This is a genomic window from Streptomyces violaceoruber (genome assembly GCF_033406955.1).
GTDB classification, from domain to species: Bacteria; Actinomycetota; Actinomycetes; order Streptomycetales; family Streptomycetaceae; genus Streptomyces; species Streptomyces violaceoruber.
Genome location: NZ_CP137734.1, coordinates 7,694,310 through 7,717,259 on the forward strand (window position 1 = coordinate 7,694,310; position 22,950 = coordinate 7,717,259).

A 22,950-nucleotide genomic window follows, 5' to 3' on the forward strand; every position below is an offset into this window, starting at 1 on the left:
ACGGAGGAAACGACATGGCGCCCACGGCACGCACACCGACGGCACGCACCCGGGACGACCGCCGCGCCACCACCCGCACCGCGCGGCTGCGCACCCGCATCCCCGAACCCGACGAGGAACCCGACCTGCTCGGCCAGTACCTGACCCAGATCGGGGCCACCCCCCTGCTGACCGCCGAGGACGAGGTACGGCTCGCCACCCGTATCGAGGCGGGAGTCCGGGCCAGGGAGGAACTGGAGACGGCCGACACCGGCGAGCCCGCCCCCACGCCCCGGCGGCGCCGCACGCTGGAGGAGACCGTCCACGACGGCCAGGAGGCCAAGGACCACATGGTGCGGGCCAACCTGCGGCTCGTGGTGTCGATGGCCAAGCGCCACGCCCACCGCGGACTGCCGCTCCTCGACGTCATCCAGGAGGGCAACCTCGGACTGATCCGGGCCGTGGAGAAGTTCGACCACACCAAGGGCTTCAAGTTCTCCACGTACGCCACCTGGTGGATCCGCCAGGCCATCGAACGGGGCCTGGCCACCCACGCCCGCACCGTACGGCTGCCGGTCCACGTCGTGGAGCAGCTCCAGAAGCTGGCCAAGGTCGAACGCAAGCTCCGCGCGGGCCTGGACCGGGAGCCGACCACCGAGGAGGTCGCCGCCGAGAGCGGCATCGACGTGGACAAGGTCGTCTGGCTGCGCAGGGTGGGCCGGGACGCGGTCAGCCTGGACACCCCCGTGGACGAGACCGGCGACACCGTCGTCGGCGACCTCATCCCCGACACCGAGGTGCTGCGCGCCCCCGAGGTCGCCGAGTTCCAGGCGCTCGCGGCGGAGTTGCGGGAGGCCGTCGGCACCCTCGCACCTCGCGAGTCCCTGATCCTCAGCCTGCGCTACGGGCTGCACGACGGCCGCCCCCGCACCCTGCAACAGGTCGCCCAGCACGTGGGCCTCACCCGCGAACGCGTCCGCCAGCTGGAGAAGGAGTCCCTCGCCCACCTGCGCGCCCCCGAGAACCGGGAACGCCTGCTGGACTGGGCGAGCTGACCGGGAGCTAGTGCGGCTCCGTCCGCAGCCTCGCCCCCTGCCGGAGCAGTTCCCGCTGCACCAGCCGGTAGGGCAGACCGCGCGGCCCGCTGCCGTGCCGTACGGTCAGCGCCGCGCACACCCCGGCCGCGTGACCGGTGGCCATGGCGATGGGCATCACCCGGTACGACGAGTGCGCCACGTGCGTCCCGGAGATGCACCGCCCCGCCACCAGCAGCCGGTCGGTGTCCCGGGGCAGCAGGCAGCGCAGCGGGATGTCGTAGAAACTGCCCCGCGGCACCCGCTTGAGGACGGTGCCGGAGCCGCGCGGGTTGTGGATGTCGACCGGGTAGGCGCCGTGCGCGATCACGTCCGGGAAGGTGCGCGCCGCCAGGATGTCGTGACCGGTCAGCCGGTGGTCGCCGACCACCCGCCGGCTCTCCCGGACGCCGACGTGCGTGCCGCTCTGCACCACGTACGACTCCTCGAAGCCCGGCACGCGGGTACGCAGGAAGCGGTCGATCTCCGCCAGTTGGTGCCGGGCCGTGTACTCGGCGCGAGTGAGGTCCCAGACGCTGGTGCCGAGGACCCGGTTCACCCGCGTGCTGTTGACGGCGACCTCGTGCGGGTGCGGGGTCGCGAAGAAGAGGATGTCCTCGCGCGGCAGCCGCAGTTCGCCGTTCTTCCTGGCCTCCTCGATCAGGTCCCACAGTCCGTGCACGCCCCGCCACTGGTCCGGGTGCTCGCGCACGTACGCGGCGAAGTCCGGCCGGGCGAAGTCGGCGACGCGGAACATCAGCGTCATGGGCTGCACCAGCCCGTCCTCCGGCCGCCCGACCTCGTACGGCGCCCCGCAGGCCGCCGCCACGTCGCCGTCGCCCGTGCCGTCCACGACGACCCCGGCGTCGATCACCACCGGCCCCGACTTGGTCTCGAAGACCACCCGCCAGCCCGGGCCGTCGTCCAACGGCAGCGCGCCGGAGGCGAAGGAGTGGAACAGCATCCGGACCCCCGACTCGTCCGCCATCTCCAGCAGACAGAACTTGAACAGCTCCGGATCGAAGGGGACCGTGTACCCGGTCTTCGGGGAGGGCGGCAGACAGCCGCCGCGGCCCGTCAGCCGGTCGAGCAGCTGCCACAGGACGCCCGCGACCACCGGCTCGCCCTCGCCGTGGTCGGTGGGCAGCAGCCGCGAGGTGTCCCCGGCCTCGGTGAAGGCGGCCTGCTTGTGCTCGTTGTGGAACGACATCAGCGGCATCACCAGCGCCGCGGTCGCGTTGCCGCCGAGGAAGCCGTACCGCTCCACCAGCACGGTGTCGGCCCCGGCGTCGGCCGCGCCGACCGCGGCCGCGAAGCCGGCGGGGCCGCCGCCCACCACCAGGACGTCGCAGCGGCCCCCGAGCCGGGCCGGGCGGGGCGGCAGGGTGATGGTGCGGGACTCGTGGGGCTCTTCCAGGATCGGCATCGCTCACCCTCCGGTCAGGCGTTCAGCGGCCGCGGCTCGGCGCGGCAGGGGCCCGCACCCGCCGCGGGGGTGCCGCCCGGCCCGCGTGCGGCAGCGATCTCGTCGAGCAGGGCCCCGCACCGCTCGCAGGTCTCCCGCGCGGACGCGGACAGTTCGCCCATCCGGCCCCGCAGGTCGTCCCGGCGCCGCGGGTACTCGTCCCACAGCCGGTCCACCTCCGCCAGCAGCAGCCCGGCCTGCTCCCGCGCCACCCCCACCAGCGCCGGGGCGCCCAGCCGGCGCGCGAAGTCGAAGACCTTGCCGGAGTACGGCAGCGGCAGCACCGGTACGCCGGTGAGCGCGGCGAAGATCACGAAATGCAGGCGCATGCCCACGGCCACGTCGAGATGGCGCATGAAGCCGAGGACCTGCCCCGGGCTGTAGTCGCCGTGCAGGATGCGGCCCTGGTCGGGGGCGGTCATGTGGGACAGCACGGCGTGCGCGTGCCGTACGTCGTGCCGCTCCATCGGCAGGAACACCACGCGCGCGTCCAGCCGGCGGACCAGGAAGTCCGCGACGTCGGCGAGCAGCGCGTGGTAGCCGCCCTCGTCGAGCTTCTCGGCGGCCCGCCCCGGCTCGCGCACCGACATCCCCACCAGCCGGGTGCCGGACGGGATGCCCTCGTCGCGCATCATCGCCTCGGTGAACGGCTCCGGGGCCAGCAGGAGCGCCGGGTCGGCGGTCACCGCGACCTCCCGCTCCAGGCCGACCTCCTCCAGCACCAGCCGCGACTCCTCGTCGCGTACGACGACGTCGGCCATCTCCGCCAGCACCGTGCGCACCGCGTCCCGGTCCTCGGGGTCCGTGAGCGGCCCGGCGCCGACGGCGTAGGCGAACGTGGGCACGTGCCGGGTCTGCGCGGCCCGCACCAGCCGCAGATAGCGCCGCGCCTCACCGTCGTAGAGGATGCCGCCGCCGCCCAGTACCAGCAGGTCCAGGCCGGGCAGCACGTCGAGGACGTGGTTGCGGCTGACCCCCTCCCAGGCCACCACCTCGTCGGCGTCGGGGTGATGGGCGCGGGTGTGCTCCGCGTTCCGGCTCAGCACGACGAGGTACGCGTCCGGCCGCCGGCCGCGCAGACAGCCCAGCACGCAGGTCAGGATCGCCTCGTCGCCGGTGTTGAAGCCGCCGTAGGAACCCAGCACGCCGATGCGCGGGCCCCGGCGGTCGGGGTGGGGAGGCGAGGGCCGAAGGGTCATCGGGGGCTCCCGTCACGTCGGAATCGGCCGGCGCGCGCCGTTGTCGGCGCGTGGAGCCGCGCACCGTGCCGGGTTGCCTGCGCCGCATCCCGGAAACACCCTGATCAAGGACCGTCCGTACGCGATCCGTACCGCACGAGGAGCACCGGTGAACGTCACCCTCAGCGTCTGGCTGCTGACCGTCGCGGGCCTGTGCGTCCTCGTCGCCGCCGACTTCTTCGTCGGACGCAAGCCGCACGACGTGTCCCTGCGGGAGGCCGGGATCTGGACGGCCGTCTGGGTGGTCCTGGCCTGCCTGTTCGGCGTGGGGCTGCTCGTGTTCGGCGGCGGCGGGCCGGGCGGGGAGTTCTTCGCCGGGTACCTCACCGAGAAGTCGCTGAGCGTCGACAACCTCTTCGTCTTCGTCCTGATCATGGCGAAGTTCGCGGTGCCCTCGCAGTACCAGCAGCGGGTGCTGATGATCGGCGTCCTGGTGGCGCTGGTGCTGCGGGCCGCCTTCATCGCGGCCGGCGCGGCGATCATCTCCGCCTTCTCCTGGGTCTTCTACGTCTTCGGCGCCTTCCTGATCTGGACCGCCTGGAAGCTCATCCAGGACGCCCGCAAGGACGAGCACGAGCAGGAGTACGAGGAGAACAAGCTGCTCAAGTCGATCGAGCGCCGCTTCGGCGTCGCCGACCGCTACCACGGCACCCGGCTGTGGGTGGAGGAGAACGGCAGGCGGGTCATGACCCCGATGCTGGTCGTGATGCTCGCCATCGGGTTCACCGACATCCTCTTCGCCCTGGACTCCATCCCCGCCATCTACGGGCTGACCCAGGACCCGTACATCGTGTTCACGGCCAACGCCTTCGCCCTGATGGGCCTCAGGCAGCTGTACTTCCTCATCGGCGGTCTGCTGAAGAGGCTGGTGCACCTCTCCTACGGTCTGTCGGTCATCCTCGGCTTCATCGGCGTCAAGCTGGTGCTGCACGCCCTGCACGAGTCCGGCGTCCACGTGCCCGAGATCGGCATCCCCTTCTCGCTCGGGTTCATCGTGCTGGTCCTCGCGGTCACCACGGCGACCAGCCTGTGGGCCACGCGGCGGCGGGAGCGGGCATGACGGTGGCCACTGACGCGGGCTACTCCACCAGCTCCTGGGTGCCCAGGACCGTGAGCAGCGCGAGCCGCTCCGCGTCGGCGGTGTCCGGTTCGGCCGTGTAGACCATGATCCGCAGATCGCTGCCCGCCACACCGAGCACGTCGCAGTCCAGCACGACGGGCCCCACCCGCGGATGGTCGATGGTCTTGCGCGCCGCCTCGTGCCGGCCGACCGCGTCCGCCCGCCACAGTTCGGCGAACCGCTCGCTGCGGGCGCGCAGCTCCGCGACCAGCCGGCCGAGCCGCCGGTCGGCGGGATAGCGGGCGGCGGTGGCCCGCAGGTCCGCGACGAGTGCCGACTCGAAGGACCGGCGTTCCCCCGGCGTGTACCGGGCCCGGCTGCCCGGCCCGACGAAGTTGCGCCACACGCCGTTGCGCTCCGGACCGTGCCACTCGGACGGATCACCCATCAACGCCGCGTAGGGCGGGTTGGCCAGCAGCAGCGTCCACATCGCGTCGTACACCGCCACCGGCGTGCCGGCCAGCCGGTCCAGGAGCCGGTGGACGCTCGGCGGGATGTACGCGGGAACGGCCTCGGGGCCCGGCGGCGCCAGCCCGGCCAGCCGGAACAGATGCGCGCGCTCCTCGGCCGGCAGCCGCAGTGCCCGTACGAGGGCCTCGACGACCTGAGCCGACGGGTTGGCCGCCCGGCCCTGTTCGAGGCGGGTGACGTAGTCGACGGAGATGCCGGCCAGCAGGGCCAGCTCCTCGCGCCGCAGCCCCGCCGCCCGCCGGTGCCCGCCCGCGGGCAGCCCCGCCGCCTCGGGGGAGACCCGGTCCCTGCGCAGCCGCAGCGCCCGCCCGAACTCCGTAGCCGTCATGCCCCCAGTGAACACCGCGGACGTCCGGTCTTCCTGGTACCCGTGGTCCCAGGAAGACCGGACGCCTGGCTGCCCGCCCCCGCACGCCGCAGGCTCTCCCCATGACCACCACACTGATCACCGGAGCCAACAAGGGCCTCGGCTTCGAGACGGCCCGCCGCCTCCTCGCCGCGGGCCACACCGTCTACGCCGCCGCCCGCGACCCCGAGCGCGGCCGCCGCGCCGCCGAGGAACTGGGCGCGCGGCCCCTGGTCCTCGACGTCACCGACGACGCCTCCGTCGCCGCCGCCGTGCGGACCGTGACGGCCGGCGGCGGCCTCGACGTACTGGTCAACAACGCCGGCATCGAGCAGCGCGGCGAGCACAACTCCGTGACCGGGGCCGAGGGCACGACCGCGGACCTGCTGCGCACCGTCTTCGAGACCAACGTCTTCGGTGTGGTGCGCGTGACCCACGCGTTCCTGCCGCTGCTGCGCCGCTCCGCCGCGCCCGTCGTGGTCAACGTGAGCAGCGGCCTGGCCTCCCTGACGGGGCTCACCTCGCCCCGGAGCCCGGGGTACGGCTACCCCGGGCTCGCCTACCCGGCGTCCAAGACCGCGGTCAACGCGCTGACCGTGCAGTACGCGAAGGCGTTCCCCGGGATGCGGATCAACGCGGTCGAGCCCGGCTTCACCGCGACCGATCTGAACGGCAACACCGGTACGCAGACCGTGGCCGAGGGCGCCGAGGTGATCGTCCGGATGGCCCGGCTGGGCCCGGACGGACCCACCGGGGGCTACTTCGACGCGGCGGGCCCGCTGGCCTGGTAGGCGCCGTAAGCGCCGTAGTCGCCCGGTCGGCGCAGGCGCTCAGCAGCCGGCGGGGGTGGGCCTGCCGCGCGAGACCACGCGGGTGCCGTGGCCGTCGACGACACGGGCCTGGAGCGAACCGCAGGCGCACCGGGTCCACAGCGTGCCGCCCGCTCCGGTGGGGTGCGCGGACAGCACCTGGAAGGGCTCGGCGCCGTCGGGCCACCCGCAGTGCGGGCAGACGAGACCGGTCGTGCTGGGCATGGCGACTCCTCGCGGGTCAGTGGTACGTCGGGATGCCGGTGTGGGCTCTGGGTCCCACCGTGGCGCCACTGACAGGGTGCGGCCACGGATCCGTTCACGTCCAGGTTGACTTTACGGACTCCACCGTGAAGCGTGCACTTCATGATTGATCTGCGCAGGCTGCACGTGCTCCGGGCCGTCTCCCACTACGGCACCGTCACCGCGGCGGCCCGCGCCCTGCATTTCACCACCTCGGCCGCCTCCCAGCAGATCCGGCAGCTCGCCCGGGACCTGGGCGTCGACCTGCTGGAGCCGCAGGGGCGCGGGGTGCGGCTCACCGCCGCCGCGGAGAGCCTGCTGGAGCACGCCGACGCGATCGAGGCCCGCTGGGACGAGGCGGAACAGGATCTGCGGGCGGGGGAGGGGTCCCCGGCCGGACCGCTGCGGGTGACGGGATTCCCGGTGGCCGTCGCCGTCCTGCTGGCCCCGATGGCGGCGCGGCTGCGCGAGCGGCACCCCCGGCTGTCGGTGCGGATCCGGGAGGTCGAGGTGGCGGAGAGCTTCGACCTGCTCTTCGAGGGGGAGAGCGATCTGGCGGTGGTGGAGGCGACCCCGGTCAGCCCGCCTTCGGCCGACACGCGCTTCGAACAGCGGCCACTCCTGGACGAGCCGTTCGACCTGGTGGTCCCCGTGGACCATCCGCTGGCCGGACGGGCGGAGGCCGACCTCGCCGACGTGGCCCACGAGGCCTGGGTCGCGCCGCTGCCGCAGAGTCCCTGCCGGACGCACATGGTGGCGGCCTGCGGTGCCGCCGGGTTCACCCCCGACGTGGTCCATCTCGCGGTGGACTGGAACGTCACGGCCCATCTGGTCGCGCACGGGCTCGGCGTCGCGCTGGTGCCCCGGCTCGCCCGGCTCACCCCCGAGCTGCCGATCGTCCGCGTGCCCTGCGCCGGCCGGCCGCACCGCAAACTGCTGACCTGCACGCGCAGCGGCGGGCACCGTCGCGCGGCGGTCGCGGCCGCGCTGGAGGAGCTGCGCGCGCTGGCCGCCGCGGCGGTGGCCTGACACACGGCGGGACCGGAGCTCGGCCGAGCTCCGGTCCCGTACGACGTGCTCTCGCGCCGGTCAGGCGGCGATGGCCTCGTCCGCGTGGCCGTGCAGCCGGGCCACGACCTCGGTCAGCTGGGCGGCCACCTCGGCGTCGTCGGCCGGGTGGGTCTCGGCGAAGCGGGTCACCGAGCCGGGGATGGACAGCTTGATGTCCTCGATCACCTTGCCGCCGGCGATGCCCACGGCCTTGCGGGCCTCGTCCTGCGCCCACACGCCGCCGTACTGGCCGAAGGCGGTGCCGACCACGGCGACGGGCTTGCCGGTGAAGGCGCCGGCGCCGTACGGGCGGGACAGCCAGTCGATGGCGTTCTTCAGGACGGCCGGGATGGTGCCGTTGTACTCGGGCGAGAAGAGCAGGAACGCCTGCGCGCCCTGGGCGGCCTCGCGCAGCTTCGCGGCGGCGGCCGGGACGCTGCCCTCGACGTCGATGTCCTCGTTGTAGAAGGGGATCTCGGCGAGCCCCTCGAACAGCTGCACCTCGGCGCCCTCCGGTGCGAACCTGACGGCCGCCTCGGCGAGCTGACGGTTGTGCGAACCGGCGCGAAGGCTGCCGACGAGCGCAAGGATGCGGACAGACATGAGTACTCCCACTGCTGGAACACGTGTCGGCAGGCGTGCCGAAACACTGCGGTAACAATCCGGACCGGGGTCCGTTTAATTTCTAGCATCTTAAACGGACCGCGGTCCAGTTCTCTTCCCGATGCTTTACGCTGGCTTCATGCCCGCCGCCCCGCCACCCCTCCCGCAGCCCCAGGAGAACGCCGGTCCGCCCGAGCTGCTGCAACTCGGCACCGGGACCGACGAGGACGAGCCCTGCCTGCGCGCCGACGCCGCGCGCAACCGCGCCCGGCTCCTGGAGGCCGCCGAGCGGCTGGTGGCCGAGCACGGCGCGGGCGCCCTGACCATGGAGGCGGTGGCCGCCGCGGCCTGCGTGGGCAAGGGCACGGTCTTCCGCCGCTTCGGCGACCGCACCGGGCTCCTCGCGGCACTGCTCGACCACTCGGAGCGCAAGTTCCAGGCCGCGCTCCTGAGCGGTCCGCCGCCCCTGGGCCCGGGCGCACCCCCGGTGGAGCGGCTGCGGGCCTTCGGCTGCGCGCTGCTGCGCCGCTCCATCGACGAACTGGACCTCCTCCTGGCCGGGGAGCCCAGCGCCGAACGCCGCCACACCTTCCCGCCGCGCCGTTTCCTGCGCCACCATGTGGCCCTGCTGCTGCGGGAGGCCGTGCCGGACGCCGACAGCGAACTGCTCTCGCACACCCTCATGGCCTACCTCGACGCGGCCCTGATCCACCACCTCACCCGGCAGTGCGGGCTGCCCGCCGAACGCGTGCGGGAGGGCTGGCTCGACCTGGTCGCGCGGGTCACCCGCACCGACACCCCGGACCCCGGGTCCGTGCCCCCGGCCGTCGCGCCGTTGGCCTGAACTCCGTACGCCGCGGACGGCGTTGCCCCGCCCGACGGCTCCCGTCCGGCTTCTGCCAGGATGCCGTACGTCATGGTGCAGATACCGAATCCACCGCCCTCCGACCCCTCCGCACCGCGCTCCGTACCCACGAGCGCCGATGTGGCCCGGCTGGCCGGTGTGTCGCGCGCGACCGTCTCCTACGTCCTCAACAACACCGGCACCGTACGGATCAGCGAACCCACCCGCCGCCGCGTCCGCGAGGCCGCCCGGCAACTGGGCTACGTCCCGCACGCCGCGGCCCGCTCACTGCGCGCCGGGCACAGCCGCATGGTCCTGATGCCGGCGCCGTCCTTCCCCGCCGGCCCGCTCTACAGCCGGTTCCTCAGCGAACTCCAGTGGGCGCTCGGCCGCCTCGACTACACCGTCGTGCAGTACGGCACCGTCGGCCTGCGCGGCGACGAGGCCGCCCGCGCCTGGGCCGAACTCCGCCCGGTCGCCGTCCTCGCACCCGGCTCCGACCTCGGCCCGCAGGGCGTGGAGGTCCTCAAACGCTCCGGCGCCCGGGCGGTCGTCACCCTCGGCCCCGAGGCCGTCGACGGAGCGCACGCGCTGCTCACGGACCAGGCGGGCGTCGGCCGCGGCGCGACCCGCCACCTGTACGACCGCGGACGCCGCAGAATCGGCGTCGTCGTGCCCGCGGAAGGCGGCCTGGACGTCTTCTCGGCGCCGCGCCTCGCGGGCGCCCGCGAGGCCGTGTCCGGCACCGACGCCACCGTCACCGAGCTGCCCCTCGCCTACGACGAAGGGGACGCCGCCCGCCTCGCGGCGCGCTGGCGCCCCCTGGGGCTCGACGCGGTGTTCGCGTACAACGACGAGTACGCGATGCTGCTGATGCGGGCCCTCCAGGACGAGGGCCTCGACATCCCCGGCCACGCCGCCGTGATCGGCGCCGACGACCTGATGCTGGGCCGGCTGCTGCGGCCCCGGCTGAGCACCGTCCACCTGGAACTGCCCGCCGGCCGCGACCTGGCCGCACTCGTCGACCGGGCGGTGCACGCCCCCGGCGCCGCGCCCGAACGCCACAAGGTGCTGGGCGCGACGGTGGTGCACCGGGAGTCGAGCTGACCGGCGGCCGAACCGCCCGCTACTGGCCTTCCTGGCCTTCCTGGCCGTTCTGCCCGGCCTGCGCCTGCTGCTCGGCAACCGCCTTGCGGACCTCGTCCATGTCCAGCTTCCTGGCCTGGCCGATCACGTCGGTGAGGGCCGCCTCCGGCAGCGCGCCCGGCTGCGCGAACACGGCCACCTGCTCCCGCACGATCATCAGCGTCGGGATCGAACTGATGCCGAAGGCCTGCGCCAGCTCGGGCTGCGCCTCGGTGTCCACCTTGCCGAACACCAGGTCCGGATTGGCCTCCGCCGCCTTCTCGTAGACCGGCCCGAACTGCTTGCACGGACCGCACCACTCCGCCCAGAAGTCGATCAACACGAACTCGTTGTCCGTGACCGTCTGGTCGAAGTTCTCCTTGGTGAGTTCCACGGTGCTGGTCATGAGGTGATCCCTCTTCCTGGTTTCGGGGGAGAAGCCGTCGGCACAACACTGCCGACCTGGTGGGTATTCCGCGCACGTACCCATGTGGCCACGCCGCACACCACCCACCAGACTGACCCCATGACGCAATCGGATTCCCTCACGTACGACGTCGTCGTGATCGGCGCGGGCCCCGTCGGCGAGAACGTCGCCGACCGCACCCGGGCGGCCGGACTGTCCACCGCGATCGTGGAGAGCGAACTGGTCGGCGGCGAATGCTCCTACTGGGCGTGCATGCCCAGCAAGGCCCTGCTGCGCCCGGTCCTCGCCCGCGCGGACGCCCGCCGCCTGCCCGGCCTCGCCCAGTCGCTCCAGGAACCCCTCGACGCCACTGCCGTCCTCGCCCGCCGGGACGAGTTCACCTCGCACTGGAAGGACGACGGCCAGGTCCAGTGGGTCGAGGGCATCGGCGCCGACCTGTACCGCGGACAGGGGCGGCTCGCCGGACCGCGCACGGTGGAGGTGGCCGGTCCCGACGGCACCCGCCGGACCCTGTCCGCCCGGCACGCCGTCGCCGTCTGCACCGGCAGCGCCGCCGCCCTGCCCCCGCTGCCCGGACTCGCCGAGGTACGCCCCTGGACCAGCCGCGAGGCCACCAGCGCCGAGCGCGCGCCCGGCCGGCTGATCGTCGTCGGCGCCGGAGTCGTCGCCGTCGAGATGGCCACCGCCTGGCAGGCCCTCGGCTCCCGGGTGACGATGCTGGTGCGCGGCGACGGCGGCCTGCTCGCCCGCATGGAGCCGTTCGCCGGGGAACTGGTCGCCGAGTCGCTCACCGAGGCCGGCGTGGACATCCGCACCGGCGTCTCCGTCGAGTCCGTCACCCGCGAGAACGGCACCGTCGTCGCCGTCACCGACACCGGCGACCGCCTGGAGGCCGACGAGATCCTCTTCGCCACCGGCCGGACGCCGCGCACCGGCGACATCGGACTGGACACCGTCGGCCTGAAGCCGGGTTCCTGGCTGCCGGTCGACGACAGCCTCCGCGTGGAGGGCAGCGACTGGCTCTACGCCGTCGGCGACGTCAACCACCGCGCCCTCCTCACCCATCAGGGCAAGTACCAGGCCCGCATCGCCGGTGCCGCCATCGCCGCCCGCGCCTCCGGGGTGCCGATCCTGGAGTCCGACCCCTGGGGCGCGCACGCCGCGACCGCCGACCACGACGCCGTGCCCCAGGTGGTGTTCACCGACCCCGAGGTCGCGTCCGTCGGCCTGACCCTGGCCGAGGCCGAGCAGGCGGGACACCGGGTCCGCGCCGTCGACGTCCCCATCGCCGTGGCGGGGTCGAGCCTGTACGGCGACGGCTACAAGGGCCGCGCCCGCATGGTGGTCGACCTGGAGGACGAGATCGTCCGCGGTGTCACCTTCGTCGGCCCGGGCGTCGGCGAGATGATCCACTCCGCGACGATCGCCGTCGCCGGCCGGGTACCGATCAGCCGCTTGTGGCACGCGGTCCCCTCGTACCCGACGATCAGCGAGGTGTGGCTGAGGCTGCTGGAGACCTACCGGGACAACTGACGGTCCGGCCGGCCCGGCCCGGACCCGGCGAGCGGAGTCGCCGGCCCGTCCGGGCGGGCGGTCAGGCCGCCGGGCCGGGCAGCTCGAATCCCAGCGCCGACGCCGCCCGCCGCGGCGTCGGCTGGGACCAGAGCTCCGCCATCGCCGCGTTCGAGGCCAGCGAGCGCAGTTCGGCCCGGTCCAGATACAGCGTGCCGTCGAGGTGGTCCGTCTCGTGCTGCACGATCCGGGCCGGCCAGCCCGCGAACACCTCGTCCACCGCCCGGCCGTGCTCGTCGCGTGCCCGCAGCCGCACCTCGGCGTGGCGCGCCACCACGGCCTGCCAGCCCGGCACGCTCAGGCACCCCTCGAAGAACGCGGCCCGCCCGGCGCCGGCCGGCTCGTACGACGGGTTCACCAGCACCCGGAACGGCTGCGGCACCCGCCCCCGCGCCACCCGCACCTCGTCCGGCACCGGCGCCGGGTCCTCGATCACCGCGACCCTCAGCCCCACCCCGACCTGCGGCGCGGCCAGGCCCACGCCGGGCGCCGCGTGCATGGTCAGCCGCAGTGCCTCGACGAACCGCTCGAAGAGCGCGGGCGCCACCTGCCCGTCGTACGGCTCGGCCGCGCGCCGCAGCACCGGATCACCGGCCGCGACGATCGGCAACGGGCCGCCGACGGCGAGCAGTTCCTCGACCCGCTCGGCCAGCGGGACACGATCACTCGGAGTTCCCATCGCGGTTCCCATCGCGCCAGGATGCCACGCTCCGAGTCGTCGCTCAGAGTTCCGCGAAGTCGCCCGCGAGGGCCGAGGCGATCCGCAACTGGGCGTCTGCCTCCTCCTGCCGGCCCTGCCGTTCCAGGGTGCGGCCCAGCATCAGCCGGGCGTAGTGCTCGACGGGATCGCGCTCGACGACGACCCGCAGCTCGGCCTCCGCCCGCCGCAGCTGGGCCGAGTGGTAGTAGGAGCGCGCCAGCAGCAGCCGGGGGCCGGTCTGCTCGGGCACCTGCGCGACCAGTCCGTCCAGGACGCGCGCCGCGGCGGCGTAGTCCTTGGCGTCGAAGAACATCCGCGCGCGCTCCCAGCGCTCCGCCGGCGTTCCGTGGTCGTAGTACGTCATGTCCACTGGAAACCTCCTTCGGGCCCTGCAACCACGCCGCACGGTTGAACATTCCACTACTGAGGGAGGCGCCCGCGGGTGCGCGCGCGGGTGCGCGGGGGGACGCCGTCGCCCGCCACGGTGACGGCCCGCGGTCCGTCTGACGCGAAGGCCCCGCCGGGTCTAGGTTGGGCGGCATGAGCAACCTTGATCGCGAAGCCGTACCCAGTCCCTGCGGCGGCCGCGGCTTCGTGGTGACGGAACCCGTACGGGAACTTCTCAGCCCCCGCAACGTCAAGCTCGGCGAGTCCACCGAGGTCCGCCGACTGCTGCCCAACCTGGGCCGGCGCATGGTCGGCGCCTGGTGCTTCGTCGACCACTACGGCCCCGACGACATCGCCGACGAGCCCGGCATGCAGGTGCCACCGCATCCGCACATGGGCCTGCAGACGGTGAGCTGGCTGCACGAGGGCGAGGTACTGCACCGCGACTCCACCGGCAGCCTGCAGACCATCCGCCCGCGCCAGCTGGGCCTGATGACCTCCGGCCGCGCGATCAGCCACTCGGAGGAGAGCCCGCGCCCGCACGCGCGCCTCCTGCACGGCGCGCAGCTGTGGGTGGCCCTCCCGGACGCCCACCGCCACACCGACCCCCACTTCGAGTTCCACGCCGAGCTGCCCCGGGTCACCGCCCCGGGCCTGGCCGCCACCGTGCTCCTCGGCACCCTCGACACCGCCACCTCGCCCGGCACCACGTACACCCCCCTCGTCGGCGCCGACCTGGCCCTCACCGGCTCCACGGACGTACGCCTGCCGCTGGAACGGGACTTCGAGTACGCCGTACTGGCCATGAGCGGCGAGGCCCACGTCGACGGCGTGCCCCTGGTGCCGGGCTCGATGCTCTACCTCGGCTGCGGCCGCGACGAGTTGCCCCTGCGTGCCGACTCGGACGCGGAGCTGATGCTCCTGGGCGGCGAGCCGTTCGAGGAGGAGCTGATCATGTTCTGGAACTGGATCGGACGGTCGCAGGAGGAGATCGTACAGGCGCGGCGGGACTGGATGGAGGGCTCCCGGTTCGGCGAGGTGAAGGGGTACGACGGGGCGCCACTGCCTGCCCCGGCGCTGCCGGCGGTGCCGTTGAAACCGCGAGGGAGGACGCGTTGACCTGCGGAGATGCGTCGATTCGGCTGACCGTCGCGGGTAGGCTGCCAGCAATCCTCTCATTTTCGGCCCGCCTGCCGGAATGCTCCTGAACAGCTCGCCGGCCTCAGGCCGGAGTGGTTGGCGATCCCACGGTGTGGCTGTCTGTGGCCAGCTGTTGCAAGACACTTGCTGACTCAATGCTGACTTTGCTGACCTGCCATCAGGTGAGGTTGAAGGGCCCTTTGCTCATGTCCGGCGATCGCGTGCGACGCAGGTCGGGCAGGGGCTGACGGACTCGGGGCAGGCCGAGAGAGACGACCTGGCGGATGCGGCCGACGACCTGGACGGCTTGCTGGATCTGGGCGCGGTCCTCGTCGGTGAGCTCATCGAGGTCGGCGCGGACGCGGCTGACGAGGCGACGGACGCGGGTGACGCCGAAGACGACCAGGCGTTCGCGGCTGCGCAGCAGGTCGGCCAGGTAGGACGCGGCCAGCGTCACTCCGACCCGGGTCTGCAGCAGCCAGCCGGCCAGTGCCGCCACCGTTTTGCCCCCCCCAGATGAGCAGATACAGCTGGGCCAGGGCCGCGGCGATGGCGGCCGTCACCGCCGCCGTACCGCCCGGCGCGGCCAGCACCACCAGCGACGACAGGCACGCCAGCGTGATCAGCGGGCCGATGCCCAGCAGTTCGGTCCACGACAGTGCACGTGCCAGCCGCCACGACCGCAGCGGATAACCGCGCCACCACTCGCGGGAGATGACCGACGGATCATGACGGGGCTGGGCCAGCGGTCCGAACAGCCACATGCCACCCCACACCGTGAGCGCCACGGCGATCCAGCCCTCATGGATCACGCCATGGGTGGTCAAGGACGCGCCCGCGATCACGAGGGCGGCCAGGATGAGTCCGGTGACCAGACTGAAGGCGCGCTCGTTGTGCGGGCCGTTGCGGAGCAGGCGCAGTCTGAGCGCGAACAAGGCGCGGGTCACGCGAGCCACTCCAGCGGACGCACGGGATCGGCGCCCATCAGCTCGACGAACCGCTCGTTCAGCGTCGTGCCGGCGGCCACCTGCTCCACCGGCCCCTCGAGCAGTACCCGGCCCTCCGCCACCACTGCCATCCGGCGGCAGGTGCGCTCGACGAATTCCATGATGTGGCTCGACATGACCACCGTGCCACCGGCGTCGACGTACTGCGTGAGCACTTGCTCGATGGAGCGGGCCGAGACCGGGTCGATCGCCTCGAACGGCTCGTCCAGCGAGTACTCGGGGCCGGTGCAGCAACGCCAGCGCAAGACTGATCTTCTTGCGCATGCCTGTGGAGTACTCCACGATCAGCGTGCGTGGAACCGCGTCCAGTCCGAGGATCTCCAGCAGGTCGTCCGCCCGCGCACGCCAGCCGCCGTCCAGACCGCGCAGCCCCGCGCTGTAGCGCAGGACCTCGCCGGCGGTCAGCCGTTCGGGCAAGGACAGCCCGTCCATCATGACGCCGAGCTGCGCGAGCGCGGCCTCCCGCGCGGTGCGCAGATCGTGACCGGCGACCCTGACCGAGCCCGCCGTCGGACGGCGCAGCCCGCACATGGCAGTCAGGGCGGTGGTCTTGCCGGCGCCGTTGGGGCCCACGATGCCGTAGAACATTCCGGGCGGAATGCTCAGACTGAGCCGGTCGACGGCGAGCCTGGCGCCGAAGCGCTGAGTCAGGTTCGCCACTTCGATGCGGGAACGCAGGGATGACCACAGGGATTCTGCAACGGACTTCCTCACTCGGCCGTGTGCGTGAGGATCGCGTCTGCCAGCTCCTGGTGGGTCTCCAGCGGCAGCGTGTGCCCCATGCCCGCCACGGTCATCAGCCTTGCCCCCGGGATCTGTTCGGCGATGAGCGCACCGTGCCCCGGTTTGACTGGCTCGTGGCTGCCCTCGATGACCAGCGTGGGCGCCTTCACCCGGTGCAGCGCGTCCACCGGTTCGAAGTCTGGGCTGACCCCTGCGGCCAGCCGGTGATTGGACGCCGCCGACAGATCGCGGGCCCGGCTGTAGACGCGTTCCTGCAGTCGGCGCGCCGCGTCCTCGTCGAAGGGCAGCCCGGTGCCGTGCAGTACGCGCTGCTCGGCGATCATGCTGTCGATCAGCGCGGGGCGGTCTCGAGCCGGCGGGGCGGCCATCAGCGCGCGCAGGAATTCCACGAACTCCTGCTCCGGCTCTGGGAGGCTGCCCTTGGGCTGCGGCTGGCCCGTCAGGGCGCGCAGGAGCACCTGGCCCTCACCGCGACCGAGCGGCGAGGAGGCGATGACGGTCAGCGAGCGCACCCGCTCCGGGGCCTCCACGGCGATGAGCTGGCTGAGCAGCCCGCCCGCCGAGTGGCCCACCAGGTGGGCGCTGTCCAGACCGTGGGCCGCCAGTACGCGGTAGACGTCGTTCTTGATGTCGTCCCAGGTGTACGGATCGGTCGCGAAGTCGACGGTGCCCGACCTGCCGGTGTCACGGTGGTCGTACCGGATCACCCGGCGGCCTCCGGCGGCCAGGCGGCCGACGAACTCGTCCGGCCACAAGATGCCCTGCGACATCGACCCCATGATCAAAAGGATCGGCGTGTCCGTCTCGGCACCGAACTCTTCACTCCAGATGGTTACGTTTCGCATGCGTCACAGCATGTCGTCCGCAGCTACGGGTGCCTTCCGTAGAACTACTAGCCGTGCCAGATCCGTACGGGAGCCGATGCCCAGCTTCGGATAGATCTTGTACAGGTGGTACTCGACCGTACGCGGGCTCAAGAAGAGCTGAGCGGCGATCTCCTTGCTCGACAACCCTTCGGCGACCAGGCCGGCGATGCGCAGTTCCTGCGAAGTCAACGCGTCGAGCACGCTGGGGGGCGGGGCGCCGGCGTTCTCGCCCGCCGCCCGCAGCTCCTCCTGCGCGCGTCGCGCCCACGGCCGGGCGCCGGCCTGCTCGAAAATCTCCCACGCTTTCCGCAGATGTGCTCGCGCCTGGCCCGGCCGCTGTGCGCGGCGCTGACGCTCGCCCAGCAGCAGGGCCGTCCTGGCCGCCTCGAACGGATTGGTGTGCAGCCGCAGAGCCTCACCGAGAGCTTCCTCGTCCGATTCGGCCAGGCCGCGGCAGCGGGCCAGCAGCGCGCGCGACTCGGGCGTCGCGGCGTGTTCGGTGGATCGCGCATAGGCCGAAACCGCCGCCCGGGCACCGGCCTCGTCCCCCGCACCCACCGCGGCCTCCACCCGGTCCGGCATGCTCCGCCACGTCACGGTCGGATGCCCCGCGCCGGGCCCCGCCACCGCGAGCGCCCGGAAGCGGTCATGGGCCGACGCGTAGCGGCCCAGACACAGGTCGAGCACGGCCGGCGCGTACGCGGCCACCCCCGCGTACAGCCCCACCCGGTGTGGCAGGGCGATGGCCAGCGCCTCGCGGGAGTGCCGCTCGCAGGGCTCCTCCTCGCCACGCAGGGCCGCAAGCACCGCCAGATTGGCCAGGTGCGCGGCTACCGTGTTCTCGTACCCGGCCTCCCGCGCCAGTGCCAGGCCCTCCTCGGAGACTGCCCGGCTGCGCGCGAGCCGCCCGGCGAGGCGCTCGGCGGTCGCCACGAACTCCAGCACGACGGGCAACTGCCCGGCCATCCCCGACACCCTGGCTACTCGCCCGGCCCGCTCGGCCATCTCGGTCGCCACATCCAGCTCGCCCAGAGCGCTGGCCGCGGCCGCCGCCCACAGGTAGCCGGCCGCGTCCTCCAGCCCGTCCGTCCGCGCCAGTGCCCGCCGCAGCAAGGCCGGTCCGGCAACGTCGCCGTCCAGAGTCAGGCCGATCCCGGCCACCGTGTCCCGCAGGAATCCTTCGGGGTGCGCCGCCGCCCGTCGGCCGAACTCGACGACGGCCGCCGTGTCGCCGACGTACGAGGCCGCCTCCACGGCATCGGCCAGTATGCCCAGGCTGTCGCCCGCCGCCAGGATCCGCACGGCCTCGGCCGCGTTTCCCGAGTTCAGCTCGAACCGGCCCCGGAGCTGGGCGATCTCCATCGCGAGTGTGATCTCCCCGCCGACCCCTTCGGCTGCCTCGGCCAGCAGCGATTCCGCCTGTCCCGGCCGGCCGGCGAGCCAGGCCGCCGTGGCGGCGTCCTTCAGCCGGACGGCACGAGCGCGCGGCTCGGGGGTCAGCTCGGCAGCCCTGATCAGGGCAGCGGCGGCGGCGCCGTACCCGCCGCGGTCGCGAGCCCGCTCGGCGGCCTCCTCCAGCGCGACGGCGACCGGCTCGGCGTGGCCCAGGGCGGCTCCGGCCAGGTGCCAGGCCCTACGGTCGCCCCCAGTCAACTCCGCCAGGACGGCGTGCGCGTGTCGGATCTCGGCCGGGGTGGCCGCCTCGTGAATCGCGGATCGCACGAGCGGGTGACGAAAGCGCAGACCTGAGCCTGACACCTCGGCCAGCCCACTCCCCTCCAACTCTGCCAGAGCCACCTCCCCCGACCCCGCCACCAGCCGCTCAGCGGCGCTCATGACCACCTCGAGGTCGGTCTCGACGGCGGCGAGCAGGGCGACCAGCCGAGCGGAGGCCGACAACCCGGTCACCCGATCGCCGAAGAGCCGGGTACCACCGGGCAACGGGTCGGGCAGCGGTTCGCGGCCCGCGAGCTGTGCGGGCGTCAGCCGGGCGGCAATCTCATTCAGGGCCAGAGGGTTCGACCCGGTCAGCCTGATGAGTTCTCCTCTCACCGGGCCGGCCGGCATCCCGTGCCTGGATTCCAACAGCTCGGCCGCGGCATCCTCGGGCAGGCCGCGCACGCCCACCGTCGACGTCACGCCCCTGACCGGAGCGTCGCCGCGGACAGCGAGCACCATCGCGATCCGTTCGGCGCCCAACCGCCTGGCGGCGAACAGCAACGCGTCGGCCGAGGCGCGATCGACCCACTGGAAGTCATCGACCACGCAGATGAGGCCCTCCGGCCCGGCGGCCTCGGCCAGCAACGACAGCACGCCGGCGCCCAGAAGGAAGCGGTCGCCCGCGCCACCGGCGACGTGCCCCAGGGCCGCTCGCACGGCGTCGCGCTGCGGAGCGGGCAGCGCGTCGAGCAATCCGGCCACCGGCCACAACAGTTGGTGCAACGCCGCGAACGCCAGGTCCGACTCGGATTCGACGCCGCCGGTCCGCAGCACCCTCATCGCCTCGCCCCGCGCGGCCGCTGCGTCGAGCAGGGCGGTCTTGCCCGCCCCGGCCTCACCCCGGAGCACCACCGCCCCGCCGCAGCCATGGCGGGCCTGTGCGATCACCTCGTCGAGCGCACTGACTTCCGAAGATCTTCCGTAGAGCACAGAAGCCCACTCTAAAGGGGGGACGGCCGGCGCACGGCCCTCATTGGCGGGATAGCCGCTTGATCGCCCGCCTCGACCAGTCGTACGCGGCCCACTCCTCCGCAGAAACCTTCACCTGCTGGGCGACGTACGACACACCCGGCACCGGGATCTCCCCGGTGTCCTCCGGGAACCGGGCCTCCACCTCGAAGAATTCGGCAACAGCGCGAACCCCAACAGGTTCGCCCCCGACTCCGGAAGACCATGACCTGACACCCCAGGTCGGCGAACAACGGGGAAGGCCAGCAAGGCGGGTCGAGTACGACGCATCGGCAAATATGGCGTACATCAACCTTGTTGACAGCATCACCCCAGGAGAGGCCGTCCCTCGAGGAGGGCCTGGAAGGTGCGCGGGGGTCGACCGGTGAGGCGCTGGACGGTGCCGGTGACGCGGTCCTCTGCTCCTTCGGCGATGGCACGGTCCATGCCGGCCAGCATTGCGGCGAACTCCACCGGCACCTGTGTCGTGAGGCGATCGCGCATCTGCTCGTAGGGCAGACGGCGGTGGACCACGGTCCGACCGGAGACCTCGGTGATGATTGCGGCGATGTCGTCGTGGCTGAGTGCCTCGGGTCCAGTGAGGATGAGATCGGTGTTGGGGGCTTGCTCGTCGGTCAGAGCGCGGGCGGCGACGGCCGCGATGTCCTCGGCGTCGATGAAGCCGACCCGGCCGCCTTCTGTGGCGGTCCAGATGGTGCCCTCGTCTCGGATGCTGCGAGCGTGCGCGTGCGTGCCGGTGAAGTTCTGCATGAACCACGAGGGCCGCAGTACCGCCCACTGTTCGAACAGATCGGGCAGGACCTGGTGCACCATTCCCACCGCCGGGCCGCCCTGGGGGATGGCCGAGGAGCTCAGCAGCACCGCGCGGCACACGCCGGTGGTGCGGGCCTGCTGGAGGAACGGCAGCATGGTCGCCGCGGGGTCGGTGTCGCCCAGGGGCGGTATGAGGTAGACGCGGTCGACGCCATCGAGGGCCGCCGCGTGGGTGGCGCGGTCGTACCAGTCGAAGGGGACCGGCTCGGCGCCGGCGACCGGGGTGGCCTGGCGGCTGGCTGCTTTGACGCGGTGACCCGCGGCCGTCAGCTGTGCGGCGGTGCGGCTTCCGGTGGTGCCGGTGGCGCCGATGACCAGAGTGGTGCCGGTGGTGGTCATCGGCTGCTCCCGGTGAAGTCAGTGCCCGGTTCCTGGACAGCGAGCGGGTTCCAGTAGTCGCGGTAGGAGGTGATGTGCCCCTCTCGAACGGTCACAACGGCGATGTAGGTCATGTCGAAGGGAGCGTCGCTCTCCACCAGGCGGCCGACGCCGCGCATCTCGACCACGACGGTCTGTGGATCGGTGGTCTGGTGGATCCGCAGATCCGGAAAGTCGTGCAGGTCGATGTGGTCGGGGTAGTGGCGCATGTAGGCGGCGATGGCCTCCTTGCCCTCCAGACGCCGGGGCCAGCCGTCGGGGGCGAAGGGGAACTCCATGAGGCCGTCCTCGGCCCACAGTGCGACCCACGCGGCAATGTCCTTGTCGAGCAGCAGTCGCAGGCTGTGGCGGTACAGATCCGCCGGGGAGGTCGGTGCGGACATGGGTATCCTCCAAGTCATAGAATCCGGACCCTGGGTCCGCTTCAACGATATGGACCACGGGTCCGTTTTGCAATGGGAAGGAGCGGCATGCCCGAACGCCAGACGTCTCGCAAGGACGCCATCCGCAACCGGGAGGCCGTGCTCGCGGCCGCCGACGCCCTCTTCGCTCGGCGCGAAAGTCCCGAGGACGTCACCATGGCCGACGTCGCTGCCGCGGCCGGCGTCGGCAAGGGCACGCTCTTCCGGGCCTTCGGCGATCGCGCCGGGCTGCTCCGCGCGCTGTACGGGGCACGGCTCGAACCGATCAGGCAGGCCGTCGAGACCGGCCCACCACCCCTGGGGCCCGCGACCCCACCGCGGGATCGCGTACCCGCCCTGCTCGATGCCCTCCTGTGCTTCAAACTCGACAACCGGCGCCTCGCGCTGGCTCTGGAGGAAGGCGGGAGCAGCAGCACATACCGGGCGGAACACTACGAGCGGTGGCACAGCCTCCTCCGAGCCGTACTGGAGCAGATCCCCGGCCTGACCGACAGCGACTTCACCGCCCACGCCCTGCTCGCCGCCACACGAGCCGACCTCGTCGAGCACCTGGCCGGGGAAGGGTGCATTCCACGGGAAAGACTGAGGGCGCAGTTGGCGAACTTCGCCGCCAGAGTCCTGGCCTCCGGTCCACTGCAAGGTTTGACCGTCGAGGAGTGATCGAGGATCGGCGAGTCCTTGATCAGCGAAGCTTCGCAAACGACCGACGACGAAGGCCGGGACGGCTGCACACGCATGACGCTGGGCGACAACGCGACCGCGCAGGAAGAGATCGTGCAGGCGCGACGGGACTGGATGGAAGGGACACGGTTCGGCGAGGTGGAGGGCTACGACGGCGCCCCGCTGCCTCCCCTGCACTGCGTGCGGTACCGCTGAAGCCGCGCGAGAGGCTTCGCTGACCTGCGGAAATGGCTGACGGGCCGGTAGTTGCCGGTCGGCCGTCCTGCGGCGTCCTTCACCGGCTCCTCGCGGGCGCCGGGCTGTTGGATGTGCTGTAAGCCCGAGGTGCTGTGCCGTACCCGTCGAGGGCGTGTCCATCTGTGGGTGGCTGTGGCAGGACACTTGCTAACCCTTGCTGACTCTACTGACGCGTCGTCAGTTGTCGATGGAGTTCGTGGCCTGTTTCTGCCGTGGTGGTGTTGTCATTAGGGCGTCGGCGGGGCCGGGGAACGGGCGTCCAGGGCCGAGCCGTTATGGGGCGGGTGTGTAGCCGCGGACGCGGACGAGGGTGAGGTGGGGGTGGTCGTGGGTGATGGCGTCGGGCAGGACAGTGGTCAGACCGGTGCGTTGGACGATCTCGGTGAGGGCTTGGACGGAGTTGGCCTCCAGGAACCCGACGGCAACCTCAACACCCGCTTCGGCCGCCCGGGGCAGGCACCCCGCTACAGCGACTTGGAATGGGGCCACGAGCTGTACTGCTTCGGGCATCTGATCCAGGCC

The 22,950-nt window shown here is 72.5% G+C and carries 24 protein-coding genes and 3 pseudogenes; 11 read left to right on the forward strand and 16 right to left on the reverse strand.

Translation table 11 applies throughout. The features are described 5' to 3' along the window. Positions 1-14: 14 nt before the first annotated feature. Positions 15-1,034, forward strand: a complete 1,020-nt coding sequence (locus R2E43_RS34600; protein ID WP_003977963.1) for a sigma-70 family RNA polymerase sigma factor — start codon at positions 15-17, stop codon at positions 1,032-1,034. Positions 1,035-1,041: 7 nt separating this feature from the next. Here R2E43_RS34600 and R2E43_RS34605 read toward each other — a convergent pair whose 3' ends face one another. Beyond that, positions 1,042-2,478, reverse strand: a complete 1,437-nt coding sequence (locus tag R2E43_RS34605) for an FAD-dependent oxidoreductase (RefSeq protein WP_011027423.1) — start codon at positions 2,476-2,478, stop codon at positions 1,042-1,044. A 14-nt stretch (positions 2,479-2,492) separates the two neighbouring features. Continuing rightward, the gene (locus tag R2E43_RS34610) at positions 2,493-3,716 is read right to left on the reverse strand and encodes a polysaccharide pyruvyl transferase family protein (RefSeq protein ID WP_332056945.1); all 1,224 of its coding nucleotides are present in this window, start codon (positions 3,714-3,716) and stop codon (positions 2,493-2,495) included. 148 nt (positions 3,717-3,864) lie between these two features. Between R2E43_RS34610 and R2E43_RS34615 the strand changes: the two genes are divergently transcribed. Then, positions 3,865-4,815, forward strand: coding sequence for a TerC family protein (locus R2E43_RS34615; RefSeq protein ID WP_319708462.1), 951 nt, complete (start codon positions 3,865-3,867; stop codon positions 4,813-4,815). A gap of 19 nt (positions 4,816-4,834) precedes the next feature. Here the strand turns inward: R2E43_RS34615 and R2E43_RS34620 are convergent, their stop codons facing one another. Further along, on the reverse strand, positions 4,835-5,674 hold the full coding sequence (locus R2E43_RS34620) for a helix-turn-helix transcriptional regulator (protein ID WP_011027420.1): 840 nt from the start codon (positions 5,672-5,674) through the stop codon (positions 4,835-4,837). A gap of 101 nt (positions 5,675-5,775) precedes the next feature. Here R2E43_RS34620 and R2E43_RS34625 point away from each other — a divergent pair, with 101 nt between their 5' ends. After that, entirely contained in the window at positions 5,776-6,483 is a 708-nt protein-coding gene (locus R2E43_RS34625; protein WP_011027419.1) for an SDR family NAD(P)-dependent oxidoreductase, read from the forward strand. Between the two features lie 39 nt (positions 6,484-6,522). On the opposite strand, the gene R2E43_RS34630 is transcribed toward R2E43_RS34625, so the two are convergent. Further along, positions 6,523-6,726: a hypothetical protein gene (locus tag R2E43_RS34630; RefSeq protein WP_016325524.1), complete on the reverse strand. Its 204-nt coding sequence runs from the start codon at positions 6,724-6,726 to the stop codon at positions 6,523-6,525. Positions 6,727-6,867: 141 nt separating this feature from the next. On the opposite strand from R2E43_RS34630, the gene R2E43_RS34635 reads away from it, so the two are divergent. Continuing rightward, complete coding sequence (locus tag R2E43_RS34635; protein ID WP_193484548.1) at positions 6,868-7,773, forward strand: LysR family transcriptional regulator; 906 nt, start codon at positions 6,868-6,870, stop codon at positions 7,771-7,773. 60 nt (positions 7,774-7,833) lie between these two features. Here R2E43_RS34635 and R2E43_RS34640 read toward each other — a convergent pair whose 3' ends face one another. After that, positions 7,834-8,397: an NAD(P)H-dependent oxidoreductase gene (locus tag R2E43_RS34640; RefSeq protein ID WP_003977971.1), complete on the reverse strand. Its 564-nt coding sequence runs from the start codon at positions 8,395-8,397 to the stop codon at positions 7,834-7,836. A gap of 139 nt (positions 8,398-8,536) precedes the next feature. Between R2E43_RS34640 and R2E43_RS34645 the strand changes: the two genes are divergently transcribed. Both R2E43_RS34645 and R2E43_RS34650 read left to right on the forward strand, forming a co-directional pair. Next, positions 8,537-9,241, forward strand: a complete 705-nt coding sequence (locus tag R2E43_RS34645) for a TetR/AcrR family transcriptional regulator (protein WP_106517526.1) — start codon at positions 8,537-8,539, stop codon at positions 9,239-9,241. Between the two features lie 72 nt (positions 9,242-9,313). Continuing rightward, positions 9,314-10,348 carry a LacI family DNA-binding transcriptional regulator gene (locus tag R2E43_RS34650; protein WP_332056946.1) on the forward strand — a complete coding sequence of 345 codons (1,035 nt, stop codon included), beginning with the start codon at positions 9,314-9,316 and terminating at the stop codon, positions 10,346-10,348. Between the two features lie 19 nt (positions 10,349-10,367). On the opposite strand, the gene trxA is transcribed toward R2E43_RS34650, so the two are convergent. Then, a complete protein-coding gene (gene trxA, locus R2E43_RS34655) occupies positions 10,368-10,772 on the reverse strand; it encodes a thioredoxin (protein WP_011027416.1) in 405 nt (134 codons plus the stop codon). Positions 10,773-10,892: 120 nt separating this feature from the next. Between trxA and R2E43_RS34660 the strand changes: the two genes are divergently transcribed. Continuing rightward, positions 10,893-12,326 carry a dihydrolipoyl dehydrogenase family protein gene (locus R2E43_RS34660; protein WP_030869185.1) on the forward strand — a complete coding sequence of 478 codons (1,434 nt, stop codon included), beginning with the start codon at positions 10,893-10,895 and terminating at the stop codon, positions 12,324-12,326. 61 nt (positions 12,327-12,387) lie between these two features. Here the strand turns inward: R2E43_RS34660 and R2E43_RS34665 are convergent, their stop codons facing one another. Both R2E43_RS34665 and R2E43_RS34670 read right to left on the reverse strand, forming a co-directional pair. After that, positions 12,388-13,044, reverse strand: a complete 657-nt coding sequence (locus R2E43_RS34665; RefSeq protein ID WP_193484540.1) for a peptide deformylase — start codon at positions 13,042-13,044, stop codon at positions 12,388-12,390. Positions 13,045-13,087: 43 nt separating this feature from the next. Continuing rightward, positions 13,088-13,435, reverse strand: coding sequence for a tetratricopeptide repeat protein (locus R2E43_RS34670; RefSeq protein WP_003977977.1), 348 nt, complete (start codon positions 13,433-13,435; stop codon positions 13,088-13,090). A 170-nt stretch (positions 13,436-13,605) separates the two neighbouring features. Here R2E43_RS34670 and R2E43_RS34675 point away from each other — a divergent pair, with 170 nt between their 5' ends. After that, a complete protein-coding gene (locus R2E43_RS34675) occupies positions 13,606-14,571 on the forward strand; it encodes a pirin family protein (RefSeq protein WP_332056947.1) in 966 nt (321 codons plus the stop codon). A gap of 199 nt (positions 14,572-14,770) precedes the next feature. Here R2E43_RS34675 and R2E43_RS34680 read toward each other — a convergent pair whose 3' ends face one another. Further along, positions 14,771-15,091, reverse strand: coding sequence for a hypothetical protein (locus tag R2E43_RS34680; protein WP_332056948.1), 321 nt, complete (start codon positions 15,089-15,091; stop codon positions 14,771-14,773). 17 nt (positions 15,092-15,108) lie between these two features. On the opposite strand from R2E43_RS34680, the gene R2E43_RS34685 reads away from it, so the two are divergent. Next, a complete protein-coding gene (locus tag R2E43_RS34685; RefSeq protein WP_332057154.1) occupies positions 15,109-15,285 on the forward strand; it encodes a hypothetical protein in 177 nt (58 codons plus the stop codon). A 250-nt stretch (positions 15,286-15,535) separates the two neighbouring features. Here R2E43_RS34685 and R2E43_RS34690 read toward each other — a convergent pair whose 3' ends face one another. From R2E43_RS34690 to R2E43_RS34715, 6 genes and pseudogenes are all read right to left on the reverse strand, one after another. Then, positions 15,536-15,844: an ATP-binding cassette domain-containing protein gene (locus tag R2E43_RS34690; protein ID WP_308407023.1), complete on the reverse strand. Its 309-nt coding sequence runs from the start codon at positions 15,842-15,844 to the stop codon at positions 15,536-15,538. Between the two features lie 25 nt (positions 15,845-15,869). Continuing rightward, positions 15,870-16,187 (reverse strand): annotated as a pseudogene (locus tag R2E43_RS34695) (ATP-binding cassette domain-containing protein); the annotation flags it as partial. Positions 16,188-16,309: 122 nt separating this feature from the next. Beyond that, a complete protein-coding gene (locus tag R2E43_RS34700; RefSeq protein WP_237530305.1) occupies positions 16,310-17,113 on the reverse strand; it encodes an alpha/beta fold hydrolase in 804 nt (267 codons plus the stop codon). Between the two features lie 78 nt (positions 17,114-17,191). Then, a complete protein-coding gene (locus R2E43_RS34705) occupies positions 17,192-19,858 on the reverse strand; it encodes a helix-turn-helix transcriptional regulator (RefSeq protein ID WP_332056949.1) in 2,667 nt (888 codons plus the stop codon). A gap of 345 nt (positions 19,859-20,203) precedes the next feature. Beyond that, the gene (locus R2E43_RS34710) at positions 20,204-21,049 is read right to left on the reverse strand and encodes an NmrA family NAD(P)-binding protein (protein ID WP_193484536.1); all 846 of its coding nucleotides are present in this window, start codon (positions 21,047-21,049) and stop codon (positions 20,204-20,206) included. Beyond that, positions 21,046-21,471: a nuclear transport factor 2 family protein gene (locus tag R2E43_RS34715; RefSeq protein ID WP_193484534.1), complete on the reverse strand. Its 426-nt coding sequence runs from the start codon at positions 21,469-21,471 to the stop codon at positions 21,046-21,048. Before R2E43_RS34715 ends, R2E43_RS34710 begins: the two co-directional genes overlap by 4 nt. Positions 21,472-21,558: 87 nt before the next feature. Here R2E43_RS34715 and R2E43_RS34720 point away from each other — a divergent pair, with 87 nt between their 5' ends. Then, a complete protein-coding gene (locus R2E43_RS34720) occupies positions 21,559-22,170 on the forward strand; it encodes a TetR/AcrR family transcriptional regulator (RefSeq protein WP_332056950.1) in 612 nt (203 codons plus the stop codon). 99 nt (positions 22,171-22,269) lie between these two features. Next, positions 22,270-22,409 (forward strand): annotated as a pseudogene (locus tag R2E43_RS39045) (pirin family protein); the annotation flags it as partial. A 322-nt stretch (positions 22,410-22,731) separates the two neighbouring features. Here R2E43_RS39045 and R2E43_RS34730 read toward each other — a convergent pair. After that, positions 22,732-22,839 (reverse strand): annotated as a pseudogene (locus R2E43_RS34730) (transcriptional regulator CynR); the annotation flags it as partial. Positions 22,840-22,950 lie beyond the last annotated feature (111 nt).